General features: G+C 66.9%; 13 protein-coding genes. 3 read left to right on the top strand and 10 right to left on the bottom strand.

Features of this window, described 5'->3' with window-relative positions; all coding sequences use genetic code 11:
* Nucleotides 1-11: 11 nt before the first annotated feature.
* A complete protein-coding gene (glgP, locus tag AC3IMC_RS13710; protein ID WP_490919089.1) occupies nt 12-2,630 on the top strand; it encodes an alpha-glucan family phosphorylase in 2,619 nt (872 codons plus the stop codon).
* A gap of 62 nt (nt 2,631-2,692) precedes the next feature.
* Entirely contained in the window at nt 2,693-4,492 is a 1,800-nt protein-coding gene (locus AC3IMC_RS13705) for a thiamine pyrophosphate-requiring protein (protein WP_490919080.1), read from the top strand.
* A gap of 34 nt (nt 4,493-4,526) precedes the next feature.
* Here AC3IMC_RS13705 and AC3IMC_RS13700 read toward each other — a convergent pair whose 3' ends face one another.
* The 8 genes from AC3IMC_RS13700 to AC3IMC_RS13665 all read right to left on the bottom strand — a co-directional run bounded on the left by AC3IMC_RS13700 (nt 4,527) and on the right by AC3IMC_RS13665 (nt 12,118).
* On the bottom strand, nt 4,527-4,883 hold the full coding sequence (locus tag AC3IMC_RS13700) for a barstar family protein (protein WP_221385583.1): 357 nt from the start codon (nt 4,881-4,883) through the stop codon (nt 4,527-4,529).
* 7 nt (nt 4,884-4,890) lie between these two features.
* Nucleotides 4,891-5,427: a guanyl-specific ribonuclease gene (locus tag AC3IMC_RS13695; protein ID WP_490919079.1), complete on the bottom strand. Its 537-nt coding sequence runs from the start codon at nt 5,425-5,427 to the stop codon at nt 4,891-4,893.
* A 12-nt stretch (nt 5,428-5,439) separates the two neighbouring features.
* Nucleotides 5,440-7,548 carry a glycogen debranching protein GlgX gene (gene glgX / locus AC3IMC_RS13690; protein WP_490919078.1) on the bottom strand — a complete coding sequence of 703 codons (2,109 nt, stop codon included), beginning with the start codon at nt 7,546-7,548 and terminating at the stop codon, nt 5,440-5,442.
* Nucleotides 7,549-7,636: 88 nt separating this feature from the next.
* Nucleotides 7,637-8,626 carry a 23S rRNA (guanosine(2251)-2'-O)-methyltransferase RlmB gene (gene rlmB / locus AC3IMC_RS13685; protein WP_490919077.1) on the bottom strand — a complete coding sequence of 330 codons (990 nt, stop codon included), beginning with the start codon at nt 8,624-8,626 and terminating at the stop codon, nt 7,637-7,639.
* 105 nt (nt 8,627-8,731) lie between these two features.
* On the bottom strand, nt 8,732-10,198 hold the full coding sequence (gene cysS, locus AC3IMC_RS13680) for a cysteine--tRNA ligase (protein WP_490919076.1): 1,467 nt from the start codon (nt 10,196-10,198) through the stop codon (nt 8,732-8,734).
* A gap of 9 nt (nt 10,199-10,207) precedes the next feature.
* Complete coding sequence (gene ispF, locus AC3IMC_RS13675) at nt 10,208-10,723, bottom strand: 2-C-methyl-D-erythritol 2,4-cyclodiphosphate synthase (RefSeq protein WP_490919075.1); 516 nt, start codon at nt 10,721-10,723, stop codon at nt 10,208-10,210.
* A gap of 2 nt (nt 10,724-10,725) precedes the next feature.
* Nucleotides 10,726-11,508: a 2-C-methyl-D-erythritol 4-phosphate cytidylyltransferase gene (gene ispD / locus AC3IMC_RS13670; RefSeq protein WP_490919074.1), complete on the bottom strand. Its 783-nt coding sequence runs from the start codon at nt 11,506-11,508 to the stop codon at nt 10,726-10,728.
* 127 nt (nt 11,509-11,635) lie between these two features.
* Nucleotides 11,636-12,118 (bottom strand): CarD family transcriptional regulator, encoded by a 483-nt coding sequence (locus tag AC3IMC_RS13665; RefSeq protein ID WP_009357288.1) that lies wholly within the window; start codon nt 12,116-12,118, stop codon nt 11,636-11,638.
* A gap of 271 nt (nt 12,119-12,389) precedes the next feature.
* Here AC3IMC_RS13665 and AC3IMC_RS13660 point away from each other — a divergent pair, with 271 nt between their 5' ends.
* Nucleotides 12,390-12,974 carry a hypothetical protein gene (locus AC3IMC_RS13660; RefSeq protein WP_490919088.1) on the top strand — a complete coding sequence of 195 codons (585 nt, stop codon included), beginning with the start codon at nt 12,390-12,392 and terminating at the stop codon, nt 12,972-12,974.
* 79 nt (nt 12,975-13,053) lie between these two features.
* On the opposite strand, the gene AC3IMC_RS13655 is transcribed toward AC3IMC_RS13660, so the two are convergent.
* Both AC3IMC_RS13655 and AC3IMC_RS13650 read right to left on the bottom strand, forming a co-directional pair.
* The gene (locus AC3IMC_RS13655) at nt 13,054-13,734 is read right to left on the bottom strand and encodes a response regulator transcription factor (protein WP_221385576.1); all 681 of its coding nucleotides are present in this window, start codon (nt 13,732-13,734) and stop codon (nt 13,054-13,056) included.
* Nucleotides 13,731-14,978: a sensor histidine kinase gene (locus tag AC3IMC_RS13650; RefSeq protein WP_490919087.1), complete on the bottom strand. Its 1,248-nt coding sequence runs from the start codon at nt 14,976-14,978 to the stop codon at nt 13,731-13,733. Before AC3IMC_RS13650 ends, AC3IMC_RS13655 begins: the two co-directional genes overlap by 4 nt.
* Nucleotides 14,979-15,129: the final 151 nt, after the last annotated feature.

The following is a 15,129-nucleotide window of genomic DNA, read 5'->3' as shown; positions in this document are numbered from 1 at the left end:
GTGTGACGCAGGTGAAGGCAATCCGCAGGTTTACGGTCCGTACAGTCCTCCCTGAGCCCATTCGGCCGCTGGCCCGGCTGGCCAGCAATTTGCGGTGGTCCTGGCACCGCCCCACCCGCGAGCTTTTCGCGGGCCTCAACCCGCGATTGTGGGAAGAAAGCGGGCAGGACCCGGTGGGTTTCCTGGGGATGGTCAGCCGCGAGGAGTTCCAGCAGCTTGCCGCGGACCAATCGGTGGTGGACCGGGTGCGGGCGGCCGAGGACGACCTGGACCGCTACCTTGACGAGCCGCGCTGGTACCAGGGGCTGGGTCCCGACGCGCCGGCCTCCATTGCCTATTTCTCCCCTGAGTTCGGCATCACGGAAGTCCTCCCCCAGTACTCCGGCGGCCTGGGCATCCTGGCCGGCGACCACCTGAAGGCCGCTTCGGATCTGGGTGTTCCCCTGATCGGCGTGGGCCTGCTGTACCAGGCCGGCTACTTCAAGCAGTCCCTCTCCCGGGACGCGTGGCAGCAGGAGACCTACCCTGTCCTGGACCCCGACGGGCTGCCCCTGACCCTGCTCCGCGAGCCGTCCGCCGACGGCAACGGCAAGGCGCTGCAAATCTCACTCCCCCTGCCCAACGGCAGGCGCCTCCTGGCACACATCTGGCGTGCCGACGTCGGACGCGTCCCCCTGCTCCTCCTTGACTCCAACGTCCCGGGCAACGATGACGCCGCCCGCAGCATCACCGACCGGCTCTACGGCGGCGGCGGGGACCACCGGCTCCAGCAGGAGCTGCTGCTGGGCATGGGCGGGGTGAAGGCCCTGCGCGCCTTCCAGAAACTGACTGGCTGCGCCGCTCCGGAGGTGTTCCACACCAATGAGGGGCACGCCGGCTTCCTGGGGATCGAGCGCATCCAGGAACTCATGTCCGGGGACCAGCCGCTGACCTTCGACGAAGCGCTGGCCGCGGGGCGGGCCTCTACCGTATTCACCACGCACACCCCGGTACCGGCGGGCATCGACAGGTTCGAGATCGCCCAAATCAGCCACTTCTTCCAGGCCGGCCTGGCGCCGGACGTGCCGGTGGACCGGATCCTGGAACTGGGCCGGGAAAACTATGCGGACGGCAACCCGTCAGTCTTCAACATGGCGGTGATGGGCCTGCGGCTGGCCCAGCGTGCCAACGGCGTTGCCAAGCTCCACGGCGAGGTGTCCCGCAGCATGTTCTCCGCGCTGTGGCCGGGCTTTGACCACTCCGAGGTGCCCATCACCTCGGTGACCAACGGAGTGCACGTCCCCACCTGGGTGGACAGCCGCATCTCCAAGCTCGCCCGGGACCAGTTCGGCAGCGAAGCGGAAGCGCTGGGCAAGTGGGACCTCGCCTACAACGTCAGCGACGCCGACGTGTGGGCGCTGCGCCGTGAGATGCGGGCAGCGCTGGTGGAGGACGTCCGGCGCAGGCTGCGGGCAGCGTGGAAGAAGCGCGGTGCAGCCGATGCCGAGCTCGGCTGGACGGACAGTGTCCTGGACCCGGATGTGCTGACCATCGGGTTTGCCCGCCGGGTGCCCACCTACAAGCGGCTCACCCTGATGCTGCGCGAGCCGGCGCGGCTGAAGGCGCTGCTCCTGCACAAGGACCACCCCATCCAGCTGGTCATTGCCGGAAAGTCGCACCCTGCGGACGACGCCGGGAAGAAGATGATCCAGGAGCTGGTGCGGTTCACCGACGATCCCGAAGTCCGGCACCGTATCGCGTTCCTGCCCAACTACGACATCGCCATGGCCAGGACGCTGTTCCCCGGCTGCGACGTCTGGCTGAACAACCCCCTGCGCCCCCTGGAGGCCTGCGGCACATCGGGCATGAAGGCGGCGCTGAACGGTTCGCTGAACCTCTCAGTCCTGGACGGCTGGTGGGATGAGATGTACGACGGCGAGAACGGCTGGGCGATCCCCACCGCCAACAACGACGCGTCCCCGGAGGAGCGGGACGACATCGAAGCGGCAGCGCTGTATGAGCTGCTCGAAACGCAGGTGGCGCCGCGCTTCTACGGAAGCACCGTGTCCGAGGCGGCAGGCGCGGCCGGCCCGTCGACCACCAGGAGCGAGAAGGTCCCCACGCACTGGGTGTCCATGATCAAGCACACCCTGTCCCACCTGGGCCCGGCAGTCTCCGCCGAACGCATGCTCCGCGACTACGTGAATATCCTTTACCGCCCCGCGGCAGAGGCGGGCCGCAGTGCCACCGCGAACTCCTACTCGCAGGCACGTGCCCTCGCCGCCTGGTCCGCGAAGGTGCGCGCCGCGTGGCCACAGATCCATGTGGAACACGTGGATTCGGTGGGCGTGTCCGAGGATCCGCAGATCGGTGACACCCTCCAGGTGAACGCGTATGTGGCCCTCAATGCCCTGACCCCGGAGGACGTCTGCGTGGAAGTGGCCTACGGGAAGGCTGAGGAGAATGACACCCTTGCCGATATCACCATGATGGAGCTGAAGGTCCAGGAACATTTGGGCAGCGGCCGCCACCTGTTCAGCGGTTCACTGGTGATCGACCGTTCCGGGCCTTTCGGATACACCGTCCGGGTCCTCCCGCGGCATGACGCCCTGGCTTCCAAGGCCGAGCTCGGACTGATCGTCAACGCTTAGGCGCGGCTCCGCTGGGTAAGGCTCCTGCAGGCAGGGCATCAACCCCGACGCAGGAGGACACCATGACCGAACGTACCGTGGCCGACGTCATCGTGGAGCGGCTCAGGACCTGGGGTGTCAACCGCGTCTTCGGGTACAGCGGCGACGGCATCAACGGCTTCATGGGTGCGCTGCGCAGGACTGAGGGCCGTACCGAAGGGCAGGTTGAGTTCGTCCAGGCCCGGCACGAGGAAACCGCGGCGTTCATGGCTGTTGGCCACGCGAAGTACACCGGTGGCGTGGGCGTGGTGACCTCTACCCAGGGTCCCGGTGCCGTCCACCTGCTCAACGGGCTCTATGACGCCAAGCTCGACGGTGTCCCGGTCGTGGCGATCGTGGGCCAGCAGAGCCGCACCGTGCTCGGGTCCGCCTACATGCAGGAGATCGACCTGCCCGCCCTGTTCAAGGACGTGGCGTCGCAGTTCGTGCAGCTCGTGAGCGCGCCGGAGCAGGTTCCCATGGTCGTGGACCGTGCCTTCCGGACCGCGAAGGCCACCTCGTCGCCCTGTGTGGTGATCGTCCCCCACGACATACAATCGGCCCCCGCGCCCGAACTGGAGCAGCAGCACGGGATCGTGGTGACGGCGCCGTCCTGGAGCGCCGCGGCCAAAACGCCGCGGGACGAGGACCTGGACGCCGCCGCTGCGCTCCTGAACTCGGCAGAGCGTGTTGCCCTCCTGGTGGGACAGGGCGCGCGCCGGGCCGGACACGAAGTCGTGGCCGTTGCAGAGAAGCTCCAGGCCGGGATTGCCACCAGCCTGCTGGGCAAGCCCTATGTGGACGAGAACCTGCCGTTTGCCGTCGGGACGATGGGGCACCTGGGCACCACCGCGAGCGCGCACCTCCTGGGCAACTGCGACGCCCTGCTCATCGTGGGTTCCAACGACCCCTGGACCGAGTTCTATCCGCCGCCCGGCGCCGCCCGTGCCGTGCAGATCGACATCGACGAGAAGAAGATCGGCAACCGCTACCCAGTGGAAGTGGGCCTGGCCGGGGACGCCGGCTCCGCGCTGGAAGCCTTGAACCACAGGCTCGAACACCGTCCCCGGAGCCCATGGCGCTCGGACGTGGAGGAACAGGTCAGCCGTTGGCGCATCCTCGCGGCGGACCGCGCCGCTGTCCCTGCCAGCCCCGTCAACCCGGAGCGGGTGGTGCGCGAGCTCAACGGCCGTCTCCCGGCGAACGCCCAGGTGAGTATCGACGTCGGCAGCTGCGTGTATTGGTATGCCCGGCAACTCATCCTGCCGGCCGGGGTGCCCGTGCACCTGTCCGGAACGCTGGCCAGCATGGGATGCGCCATCCCGTACGGCCTCGCCGCCAAGCTGGCCAGGCCGGACCTGCCGCTGGTGGCCTTGGCGGGGGACGGTGCCATGCAGATGTCCGGCCTGGCTGAGCTGGTGACCGTGGCGCACCGCTGGCAGCAGTGGCAGGATCCGCGGTTCGTCGTGTGCGTCTTCAATAACCGTGAGCTGACCGAAGTTACATGGGAGCAGCGCGAGTCCGAGGGCGAACCGCGGTTCGCCGACAGCCAGCAGCTTCCCGATTTTCCCTTTGCCGGCTATGCGGACCTGCTGGCGCTTCGCGGCATCCGCGTGGAGGATCCGGAGGACATCGGCGCTGCCTGGGAGGAAGCCTTCGCCGCGGACCGTCCGGTGGTGATCGAGGTGCTGACCGATCCCGAGGTGCCGCTGCTCCCGCCGTTTCCAGCGGGCCGGGAGAAGGCGGAGAGCATGCGCAAGGGCCTGGCTGCGGAAGACGACGGCGGCAGGGCCGCCGCGCTGCTGGACACCTACGCTTCACAGGAGGAGCGCAAGCAGGGCTGATTCCTCCCCTGCTGCAAGGAGCCGGACGGCGCTCCTACAGCAGGACGGCGGTCACGGCCAGGTCCTTGCCGGCGTAGCGCTCGGCGTCCTGCAGGATTTCGCAGATGATGCCGAACGACCTGTCGGCGCGGAACGGAGCAGCCACCTGCCACAGCACGGTGACGGGAGGGTTGCCGTTGTCGGTGATGCTGTCCGCGAAGTCGTGGAGTGAATCGTTGAGGGCATCCAGGTTCACCCCGTAGTGCTCCGGGAAGCTGAGGACTTCGCCGAAGGTCTCCAGGACGGCCCGCTTGCTGTCCGCGGGCGGGACCACGAGGCTGCGCCGGCCGGCGTCGGCCACCTGTTCCTGCAGCTCTTCCAGGGTCCAGGTGTCGCCGGAGAAAATCTTCATGGTTGTGCTAGTTGCCTTCCGCTATGTACTTGAACGTTTCGTAGTGGTCTGCCGTGTAGTACTTCTCCCCGCCCCCGCCGGCCACTATGCGGCGGGCACCGCGGTCGGATTCACCGGGAGTAGGAACCGTGTATTCGCGGTAGTAGCCCCTGTTCCGCTGCGGCAGGACCCTTTCGAAGTTGCCGAAGGGCTGGTCGTCCTGGCTGTAGGCAAAGGGGCCGCCGGACCGGATCAGGGCCAGGACCTTCCGCCCCTCCGCAGGCAGGTCCGATTCCCTGATTTCCGGCAGGCTGGACGGATTGGCGGAAATCCGGGCCGGTGCGCTGGACGCCGTTGCCGGCCGCGGGGAAGCCGCCCCCGCCGCCCCGGAGGCGGGGCTGGACGTGGCGCCCGGCGTCGTGCCCTGGCTCTGTTGTCCTTGCCCCACCTGCCCTTGGCCGAATTGGTCAAGGATGCTGGTCCCCAGGCTGGTCCCGCCGAAGGCGAGCAGGGCTGCCACCACCAGGGCAGCCAGCAAGAGGGTACGGGTGGAACGGTTGTGCACGGGTCCGCCGGCCTAGGTCCGGTAGATGCTGATGGACTGGGCCTCCACCAGATCCTTTTCCCCGGAGAGGACCTCGGTGCCCTGGCGCAGCTTATGCAGCGGCGAGGTGGTCAGCCGAAGCTCGTAGGTGCGGGGGGAGGAACCCTGGGCTGCGCGGGGCAGGGTGACCTGCACGTCCGAGGCGCCGCCGTTCACCACCACCAGGCCCGCCAGGTCGCCGTTCCCGGATCCGAGCAGGAGCTGCATGACCCGATGGTGGGGATCGTTCCAGCGGCCGTCGGACATGGGGTGTCCGTCCTGGTCGAACCAGTGGAGGTAGGACTGTTCGTCCCGTACCGGAAAATCCCGTGGCTGCGCCGCAAGGAACTCCTTGCGCAACCGGATATACCGCTTGGTGCTGCGCAGCATCTCGTGCGCCTCCGGCGTCAGGGTCCAGTCCAGCCAGGTGATGGCATTGTCCTGGCAGTAGGCGTTGTTGTTTCCTTGCTGGGTCCTTGCCAGTTCGTCCCCCGCGGTGATCATGGGGACACCGAGCGAGACCATCAGCGAGGCCATCAGGTTGCGGCGGGACTGGGCGCGCCTGGCCAGGATTGCGCCGTTCTCCGTGGGCCCCTCCACCCCGTGGTTGTAGCTGCGGTTGTCGCCGTGGCCGTCGCGGTTCTCTTCACCGTTGGCTTCATTGTGCTTCCGGTCGTAGGACACGAGGTCGTTCATGGTAAAGCCGTCATGGGCGGTCACCAAGTTGACCGAGGCCAGGCGCGAGCGTCCGGATGGCTGGAAGAGGGCGGCCGAGCCGGACAGGGAATCGGCAAGCCTGGCCATGGTCCCGCCATTTCCTCCGGAGGCCAGTGCAGCCTGGTCGGCCAGCCAGAAGGTACGTACGGCGTCCCGGAAGTGGTCGTTCCAATCCACCCAGCCGATGGGGAACCGCCCGGTCTGCCAGCCACCGTAGCCGATGTCCCACGGCTCGGCGATCAGCTTCGTGTCGGACAGGACGGGGTCGGCGGCAACAGCAGCGAGGAAGGGGTGATTCGGGTCGAATTCGTTCTCCGCGTTCCGGCAGAGCGTGACGGCGAGGTCGAACCGGAAACCATCGATGTGGTACTCCTCCACCCAGTACCGCAGCGAATCGACTACCATCTGGACCACGCGGTGTTCGCTGAAGTCCAGGCTGTTGCCGCAGCCGGTGGTGTCCACATACCTGCCGTGGCTGTCGATCCGGTAGTACGTATCCTCGCCGAGCCCGCGGAAGCTGAGTACCGGCCCGTCGGCGCCGCCTTCGGCGGTGTGGTTGTAGACGACGTCGAGGATGACCTCCATCCCGGCGGCATGGAGCGCCTTCACCATGGCCTTGAGCTCGTCCTGGACAGCCTGCGGGCCCTGTTCCTGGGCCGCCCGTGTGGCGTAGCCGGGGTGGGGGGCGAAGAACGCAGCAGTGTTGTAGCCCCAGTAGTTGGTGAGCCCCAGGTCCTGCAGGTGCGGCTCGTCGATGTGGAAGTGCACCGGCAGGAGTTGGACGGACGTAACGCCCAGGCTGGTGAGGTGTTCGACCACGGCAGGGTGTGCCAGCCCCGCGTACGTTCCGCGCAGCTCTTCCGGAACATCCGGGTGGAGCATGCTTTGTCCGCGGACATGGGCTTCGTAGATGATCGTGTTCCGCCACGGCAGGCGCAGGGGTTCGTCGGTGCCCCAGTCGAAGTCGGCGGCCGTCCGGACGCTGGTGATGACGCCGTCGCGCTGGTCGATGCCGTGGCAGTACGGGTCCAGCAGCAGGGGCTGGTTGCCGGGCCCCTCCACGTCCTCGGTGGGCATCGCCAGCGGCAGGGACTGCCCGTCCGCTGCCGGACGGAAGCCGTAGCGCGAACCGTACGGCAGGTCCTCCACGATTCCGTGGTGCACGCCTCCGGTGGTGCTGGGAAGGGCCTGGACCCGCCACTTGCCGCCGGGCGGGCAGTACACGACTTCCAGGCTGGAAACCGCAGGGGCGAAGCAGGCCACGTTCGCGCGGCCTCCGGCGTGGTGGCGGGTGCCGCCGGAGTCAGCGCGCGGAACGCTCACGCCAAGTGGAACAGCCGTGGAGGCGTCCATGGCGGACGTGGTGTCGAAAAGCGGCATGACCATCACCTAAATAGTAGCCGCCGGCGGCATCTGGCCAGCCCGGACGCCCCTGCGGCGCCGGGTGGTATGTGGAATTTATGTGGGTGTCGGACTACTTCGCGGCGCGCTGGCGGGAAACCTCGTACAGCGAGATGCCCACGGCCATGGAAGCGTTGAGTGATTCCATCTCGGAGTCGATCGGGATCGAGACGATCTGGTCGCAGTTTTCCCGGACCAGGCGGCTGAGGCCCTTGCCTTCCGAACCCACCACAATGCACACGGGTTCCTTCGCCAAGGTGAGGTCCGGCAGTGAAACGTCGCCGTCGCCGTCGAGCCCCAGCACGAAGATCCCCATGCCTTTGAACTGCTTGAGGGCGTTGTTCAGGTTGGCCGCGCGGGCTACCGGGACGCGGACCGCGGCACCGGCGCTGGTCTTCCAGGCCGAGGCGGTGACGCCCACGGAGCGGCGCTCGGGAACGATGACGCCGTGGCCGCTGAAGGCGGAGACGGAGCGGATGATCGCGCCGAGGTTCCGCGGATCGGTGATGCCGTCCAGTGCGACGAAGAGCGGCGCGTTGGCGACGTGCCCCTTCTTCCACTTGTCGACGGTCTCTTCGGCCAGCTCGTACGCGTCCGCGTAGTCGTAGGGCGGGATCTGCAAGACCAGGCCCTGGTGCACGGCGTCGTCGGTCATCCGGTCCAGCTCGGGTTTGCCTGTTTCCAGCAGCGGGATGCCGCGTTCGGCGGCGATCTTCAGGGATTCCTTGACGCGGTCGTCCATTTCGATGCGGATGGCAACGTGCAGCGCCTTCGCGGGGATGCCCGCGCGCAGTGCCTCCACCACGGAGTTGCGGCCGGTGACGACCTCCTCGGTGGCGCGTCCCTTCGGGCCGGACTTGCCGGCCCCGGCGCTGCGGGCACCGGCGTTGCGCTTGGCGGCCGAGCGTTCAGCCAGCTGCCTGGCCTTGTGTGCCTTGTGGTAGACGCGGTCCTCCGCCTTGGGCGTGGGCCCCTTGCCCTCAAGGGCCTTGCGCCCGTGGCCACCGGTTCCGATGGTTGGGCCCTTCTTCGCTTTAACCGATCGGCGACCATTGTTGGCCATGATGTTCCACCCTTGATTGTGCTGACTGACTCTGCCTACCAGTCTACTGACCAGGAAAAAATCGACTGGTTAAGGCGGCTGGATCCGGCCGCTGCCCGGGTGCGTTCAGTCGCGGCGCAGGTTCCAGGTGGCACCGTCGGGGCCGTCTTCGACGACGATCCCGGCCTGCTTGAGGGTGTCGCGGATGGCATCGGACGCGGCCCAGTCCTTGTCCGCCCGGGCCTGGGCGCGGGCGGCCAGCTGCGCCTCCACGAGGACGCTGAGGGCCTCGGCCTCGCGGGTATCCGCCGCTGCCGTGCCTGCGACGGCGTTGAGGCCCAGGACATCCGTCATGGCAATGACGGCATGCATCGCATTCCGTGCGGCGTCATCGTCGCCGTCAGCCAGCGCTGTGTTTCCGGCCCGGACGGTTTCGTGCAGTGCCGCCAGGGCACGCGGGACGTTCAGGTCATCGTCCATCGCGTCCTGGAAGGCCTGCATGCTCCCGCTGGAAGGTCCGTTCTTGCCGTCGACGAACCCGGTGTCGGCGCCGAAGCGTGCCGCGGCCTTGGCCAGGAACCCGTCAATGCGCTCGACGGCGGCCGCGGCTTCCTGGAGGGAGGTGGGCCGGTAGTCCAGCACGGAGCGGTAATGCGCCTGGCCGAGGTAATAGCGCACCACGCGGGGCGAAGCCAGCTCCAGCATCTCTGCCGGGCTGATGGTGTTGCCGATGGATTTCGACATCTTCTCGCCCTCGTAGGTCACCATGCCGTTGTGCATCCAGAAATTGGCGAACGGGTGCCCTGCCGCCTGTGACTGCGCCATCTCGTTTTCGTGGTGCGGGAAGCGCAGGTCCAGGCCGCCGCCGTGGATGTCGAATTCGGTGCCGAGGTACTTGGTGACCATCGCGGAGCACTCAAGGTGCCAGCCCGGACGTCCCGCTCCCCAGGGGGACGCCCAGCTGGCCGTGGCAGGTTCGCCTGCCTTGGACCCCTTCCAGAGGGCGAAGTCGCGCGGGTCCTTCTTGCCGCGGGGGTCGGCGTCCGGGGCGGCCTGCATGTCGTCGATGTTCTGCCGGGTCAGTGCGCCGTACTTGCTCCAGGAGCGGACATCGAAGTACACGTCGCCGGAGTCATCCAGTGCCGGGTAGGCGTGTCCCCGGTCGATCAACTGCTGGATCAGGGCGTGCATCTCCGGGATGTGCCCGGTGGCCCTGGGCTCATAGGTGGGACGGGAAACGCCCAGGGTGTCGTACGCCTTCAGGAATTCCTGCTCGTAGCGGTAGGCCAGCGCCCACCATTCCTCGCGCGGCACCTCGCCCGGCTCGGGGCTGAAGTCCGCCGCGAAGGACGCCTCGGATTTGGCGAGGATCTTGTCGTCGATATCCGTGACGTTCCGGACCACGGTCACGCGCAGCCCGCGGTACTGCAGCCATCGGGTCAGCTGGTCGAAGGCGATGGCGGAGCGGATGTGGCCCACATGCGGCATGCCCTGCACCGTGGCCCCGCAGTAGTAGAGGCTGGCCTTGCCCTCGACCAGGGGGACGAAGTTCCGGACTTCGGCGGAGGCAGTGTCATAGAAGCGCAGGGTCACCGCTCCAGATTAGCCGATGCCTTGCCGGTGCCGTGGGTAGACCAGGGCGGTGGCAACAGCGGAGACGCCTTCGCCACGGCCCGTGAAGCCCAGCCCGTCGCTGGTGGTTGCCGTGACGCTGACATGGGCGCCGGCCGCCTCGCTGAGGACTTTCTGCGATTCTTCCCGGCGCGGCCCGAACTTGGGCCGGTTGGCGACGAACTGGACTGCCACATTGCCGATGTCGAAGCCGGCCGCCCGGACGATCCGGGCGGCTTCCGCGAGGAGCGTGGCCCCGGAGGCGCCGGCGAATTCGGGCCGGTCAGTGCCGAAATGGGTGCCAAGGTCGCCCACGCCGGCGGCCGAAAACAGGGCATCGGCAGCTGCGTGGGCGACGGCATCGCCGTCCGAATGCCCGGCGAGGCCGCGTTCACCGGGCCAGAGGAGTCCGCCCAGCCACAGGGGCCGGGGAAGGTCTTCCGGGGTGTACGCGTGGACGTCGATGCCGACGCCGGTGCGCGGGAGGAGGGGCTGCTGCGCGTCCATGACTACCCCTCCACCCAGCGGGCACCGAGCGGGCCTTCCAGCAGCCCCTCGGCGAAGATCAGGTCAAGGGGCGTGGTGATCTTCAGCGACTGTGTAGAACCGCGGACCACGTGGACCGGCGTCCCCAGCATCTCAACCAGCATGGCGTCGTCGGTGACGGCGGCCGATTGCTGCCCGTCCAGGTCCTGCGCGGCCCGGTGCGCTTCCAGCAGGGTGTCCAGCCGGAAGCCTTGCGGGGTCTGGACCGTTCGCAGTTCCCCACGCGCCACCGTCCCGGTCACCACCTCGGAGGCGAGCGCGGTGTCACTCCCCGTCGTTGCAGCCACAGTCTTGATCGTGTCCACGACCGGCAGGGCGGGAATGACGGCGGCTGCCCCGGAGGCCAGCGCGTCAGCCACCCGGTGGAATACAGCTTCAGGGGCCAGTGCACGCGCGGCGTCATGGACCAGGACCGCCTCGATGCCATCCATCAGCGCCGCGATGCCGGCCCGGACGGAGTCCGCCCTGGTTTCCCCGCCGTCGACGACGGTTACCAAAGGGCCGCCGTCGGCAAGTTCTGCCCGGAACTCCTCGCACAACGTGCGCAGGCCCTCATCCCCCACAGGCAGGGCGACACACACCTGGGTGGCGACTTCGGAGGCGACAATGCCGCGCAAAGCATGCATCAGGATCGTTTCGCTGCCCAGCGGCACCGCCGCCTTGGGCATGCCGTAGCCCAGCCGTTGGCCTGAACCTGCGGCGACCACGACGACTGCGGTGACCAGGCGGGATGGTGTTTCACTCATGCGGACTAGCCTACGACGGCGCCGCTTGCGTTGAGCGCCGAAGACGTCAGGGTTTTCGGGCTGGTGGGCAAAGTTTTTGGGCAAAAAGAAGCCCCGGTGGCACGTGGGTGCCGCCGGGGCTTAATTCTTAGGAAGCCAGGACCTCGTCGAGAACGCTTGCAGCCTTCTCCTCGTCGGTCTTTTCAGCCAGCGCCAGTTCTGAAATCAGAATCTGGCGGGCCTTGGCCAGCATTCGCTTCTCGCCTGCGGAAAGGCCCCGGTCGTGATCACGACGCCACAGGTCGCGGACGACCTCTGCCACCTTGATGACGTCACCGGAAGCAAGCTTCTCCAGATTTGCCTTGTACCTGCGCGACCAGTTGGTGGGCTCTTCGGTGAACTCGGCACGAAGCACATCGAACACGTGCTCCAAGCCATCCTTGCCCACTACGTCCCGGACCCCAACAAGGTCAACGTTTTCTGCTGGAACTTCAATGGTCAGATCACCCTGAGCCACCTTGAGCTTGAGATACATCTTCTCTTCGCCCTTGATGGTGCGCATCTTGATCTCTTCGATCTTCGCGGCACCGTGGTGAGGGTAAACTACTGTCTCGCCGACCTCAAATACCATGTGGACATTTCCCCTTTCCCGCAGACCAGTTTATCACGATTCAGGCATATGACCGGCCGGAGAAAGGGCTCCCAACCGCAGAAATACGCGGAAAAACGGCCCAATCGACCCCCTCAACCCCCTTGACGGATCGGGATAATAGTGCATCGCGTGAGCGTTCCCACTGCCGATGTGACAGTGCCGAATCCTTGTTTGCCCCTGTTTGCGGATAGGCTATGGCTGAAAAAGACTTCAAAATTCTCGAGGAGTACTTGACGTGCGTTCCACTGCGATGAACCGGGCCCAGCGCGGCAAACTGGCACTGACGGCTGCCGCCCTTGGCGTCAGCCTGCTGACCGCAGGCTGCGGTTACATCACGCCCCAGCAGACCAGCCACCAGTACTCCGCCTCGGACGGCATCCGCGCGGACCTCGGCCCGCTGCAGCTGCGCAACATGCTCATTGTCTCCGCAGGAGAAGACAAGCCGGGCCGCCTGATCGGCGCCGTCTACAACTCCTCCTCGAAGGACGTGAAGCTCACGGTCAACGGTGCCAAGGGTTCCCAGACCGAGGTTCCCGTGAAGGCCAACTCCTACACCCTGCTGAACGAAAACTCTGACGAAGCAATCCTGAGCACCAGTGGCGGCAAGCCCGGTTCCCTGGTGGACGTCAAGATCAGCGAAAACGGCACGAACGTCACCAGCACCGTCAAGGTTCCGGTCCTGGACGCCACCTTGCCCGAGTACAAGGACTACCTGCCGGCCGGCAGCACCCCGACGCCCAGCACCTCGCCGGGCTCGACGTCGTCGGCTTCCCCGTCTGAGGGCGCGGGCTCTTCCGCAAGCCCCACTGCATCCGCCTCCACCGGCGGACACTAGGCGCCTAGGGCAGGAAACGCATAGAAAAGGGAGGGACCGGACGGTCCCTCCCTTTTCTATGCCGTTCTATGCCGGTGGCCTACGGCTCGAACTTGTACCCGAGGCCGCGGACGGTCACCAGGTAGCGCGGAGCGGACGGGTCGGGCTCGATCTTGCCGCGGAGCCGCTTCACGTGCACGTCCAGGGTCTTGGTGTCGCCCACGTAATCGGAGCCCCAGACCCGGTCGATGAGCTGGCCCCGGGTCAGGACCCTGCCCGAGTTGCGAAGGAGCATTTCCAGGAGCTCAAACTCCTTGAGGGGAAGCAGCACCTGCTCGCCGCCCACGCTCACCACGTGCCGCTCGATGTCCATCCGGACCGGCCCCGCCTGCACCGTGGAGGACACCAGTTCCTCCGGCTCCCCCTGCCTCCGCAGCACTGCCCGCACCCGGGCCACCAGTTCCCGGGAGGAGTAAGGCTTGGTCACGTAATCGTCTGCGCCCAACTCCAGGCCCACCACTTTGTCGATCTCGGAGTCCTTGGCGGTCAGCATGATCACCGGGACACTCGAACGCTGGCGCAACTGCCGGCACACCTCAGTGCCGGAGAGGCCGGGAAGCTGCAGGTCAAGCAACACCAGGTCTGCACCGTTCCGGTCGAACTCGGTGATGGCGTCGAGCCCGTTGTCCACCACCTCCACCTCGAATCCCTCTTTGCCCAGCAAGTAGGACAAGGGGTCGCTGAAGGACTCCTCGTCCTCCACAATCAAAATCCTGCTCAAGCGCTAGCTCCTCGTTCTTTTGCGCCGGCGGCGCGGGATCCTTGGACGACACTCTGCTGGGCGGCCGCTTCACGGGCCGTCGCCAGGGCCGGGACCGGGGAAGCCGAAACCTCTTCGCTGCCCTCTTGTTCTTCCATCTCGGGCAGGCGGAGGGTGAAGGTGGAACCATGGCCCGGCTGCGACCAGAGCGTGACCTCGCCGCCGTGGTTCGATGCCACGTGCTTGACGATGCTCAAGCCGAGGCCGGTCCCCCCGGTATGTCGCGAGCGCGCGGCATCCACCCGGTAGAAGCGTTCAAAGACCCGTTCCTGGTCCTCTGCACTGAGCCCCTCCCCCTGGTCAGTAACGGAAATGGAGACCACGCCTTCCCTGGAACGCACCCCGATCCCCACCCGGGTGTTCGCAGGGGAATAGCGGATGGCGTTGTCGATGAGGTTCCGCAGGGCCGTGACCAGGAGGTCCTGGTCGCCGAAGACCTTCCCGTCGGTCCGGCCGCCCACCACGATGGTGATGTTCTTGCTTTCCGCCGGAAGCTGCGAGCGGTCAACGGCTTCGGCGATGACCGCGTTGATGTCCACAGCGCGGCCCTCCTGGATCACGCTGGCCCCCTGCAGGCGGGACAGTTCGATGATGTCCTGGACGAGGGCGGCCAGGCGGGCCGATTCCTTGTGCATGCGCTTGGCAAAGCGCCGGACGGCCTCTTCGTCGTCGGCAGAGGATTCGAGCGCCTCCGCGAGCAGCGAGATGGCACCCACCGGTGTCTTCAGTTCATGCGAGACGTTGGCAACGAAGTCGTTGCGGATCTCCTCGGTACGCGTGATTTCAGTGCGGTCGTCGGCGAGGAGCAGGATGTATTCCTCGCCCAGCATGGCTGCCCGGACCTGGACGATGATGGTCCCGTGCCCGAGCGGACCGCGCGGAAGCTCGAGTTGCCGTTCAAGGATGACACCGTCCCGGCGCACCCCGGCGGTCATGTCCAGGAGTTCCTTGTGCACCACGGTGTGGCCGCGCACCAGGCCGTAGGCATAGGCGGCGGGGCTGGCACGGACCACGCCGTCCACGTCGTCCAGCACCACGAAAGCGCGTCCGACGACGGCCAGCACCTCGGCTGCGCCCGCCGGCAGTGCGGGCTCCCCGGCGTCGACGTCCAGCAGCTCGCGCTGCTTCTCGCTGACCCGGTAGGCCAACACGCCGAACGTGCCGAGCGCCAGGCCGACGAGGCCGGCCACCAGACCAATGAGCATAGGATCCACAGCTCCACTTTATGCTCCTCCGGGCAGTGGCCCGGCGCGTCCGGCCAGTTCCAGCCAACGGTTCAACTAACGTTCACTTTCAGGCGGATAATCGTTTACCGGGTGCTGGCAAAGTTGCTGGTTGGAGCGCCCATTGGCGACA

This window comes from Arthrobacter sp. E70 (assembly GCF_058266945.1).
This window is presented reverse-complemented; position numbering and strand designations above follow the sequence as displayed.

Excerpts from the sequence above, each read along its gene's own strand:
- AC3IMC_RS13705 (WP_490919080.1), top strand. The coding sequence starts at position 2,693 with ATGACCGAACGTACCGTGGCCGACGTCATCGTGGAGCGGCTCAGGACC.
- AC3IMC_RS13700 (WP_221385583.1), bottom strand. The coding sequence starts at position 4,883 with ATGAAGATTTTCTCCGGCGACACCTGGACCCTGGAAGAGCTGCAGGAA.
- glgX (WP_490919078.1), bottom strand. The coding sequence starts at position 7,548 with ATGGTCATGCCGCTTTTCGACACCACGTCCGCCATGGACGCCTCCACG.
- rlmB (WP_490919077.1), bottom strand. The coding sequence starts at position 8,626 with ATGGCCAACAATGGTCGCCGATCGGTTAAAGCGAAGAAGGGCCCAACC.
- ispF (WP_490919075.1), bottom strand. The coding sequence starts at position 10,723 with ATGGACGCGCAGCAGCCCCTCCTCCCGCGCACCGGCGTCGGCATCGAC.
- ispD (WP_490919074.1), bottom strand. The coding sequence starts at position 11,508 with ATGAGTGAAACACCATCCCGCCTGGTCACCGCAGTCGTCGTGGTCGCC.
- AC3IMC_RS13665 (WP_009357288.1), bottom strand. The coding sequence starts at position 12,118 with ATGGTATTTGAGGTCGGCGAGACAGTAGTTTACCCTCACCACGGTGCC.
- AC3IMC_RS13660 (WP_490919088.1), top strand. The coding sequence starts at position 12,390 with ATGAACCGGGCCCAGCGCGGCAAACTGGCACTGACGGCTGCCGCCCTT.
- AC3IMC_RS13650 (WP_490919087.1), bottom strand. The coding sequence starts at position 14,978 with ATGCTCATTGGTCTGGTGGCCGGCCTCGTCGGCCTGGCGCTCGGCACG.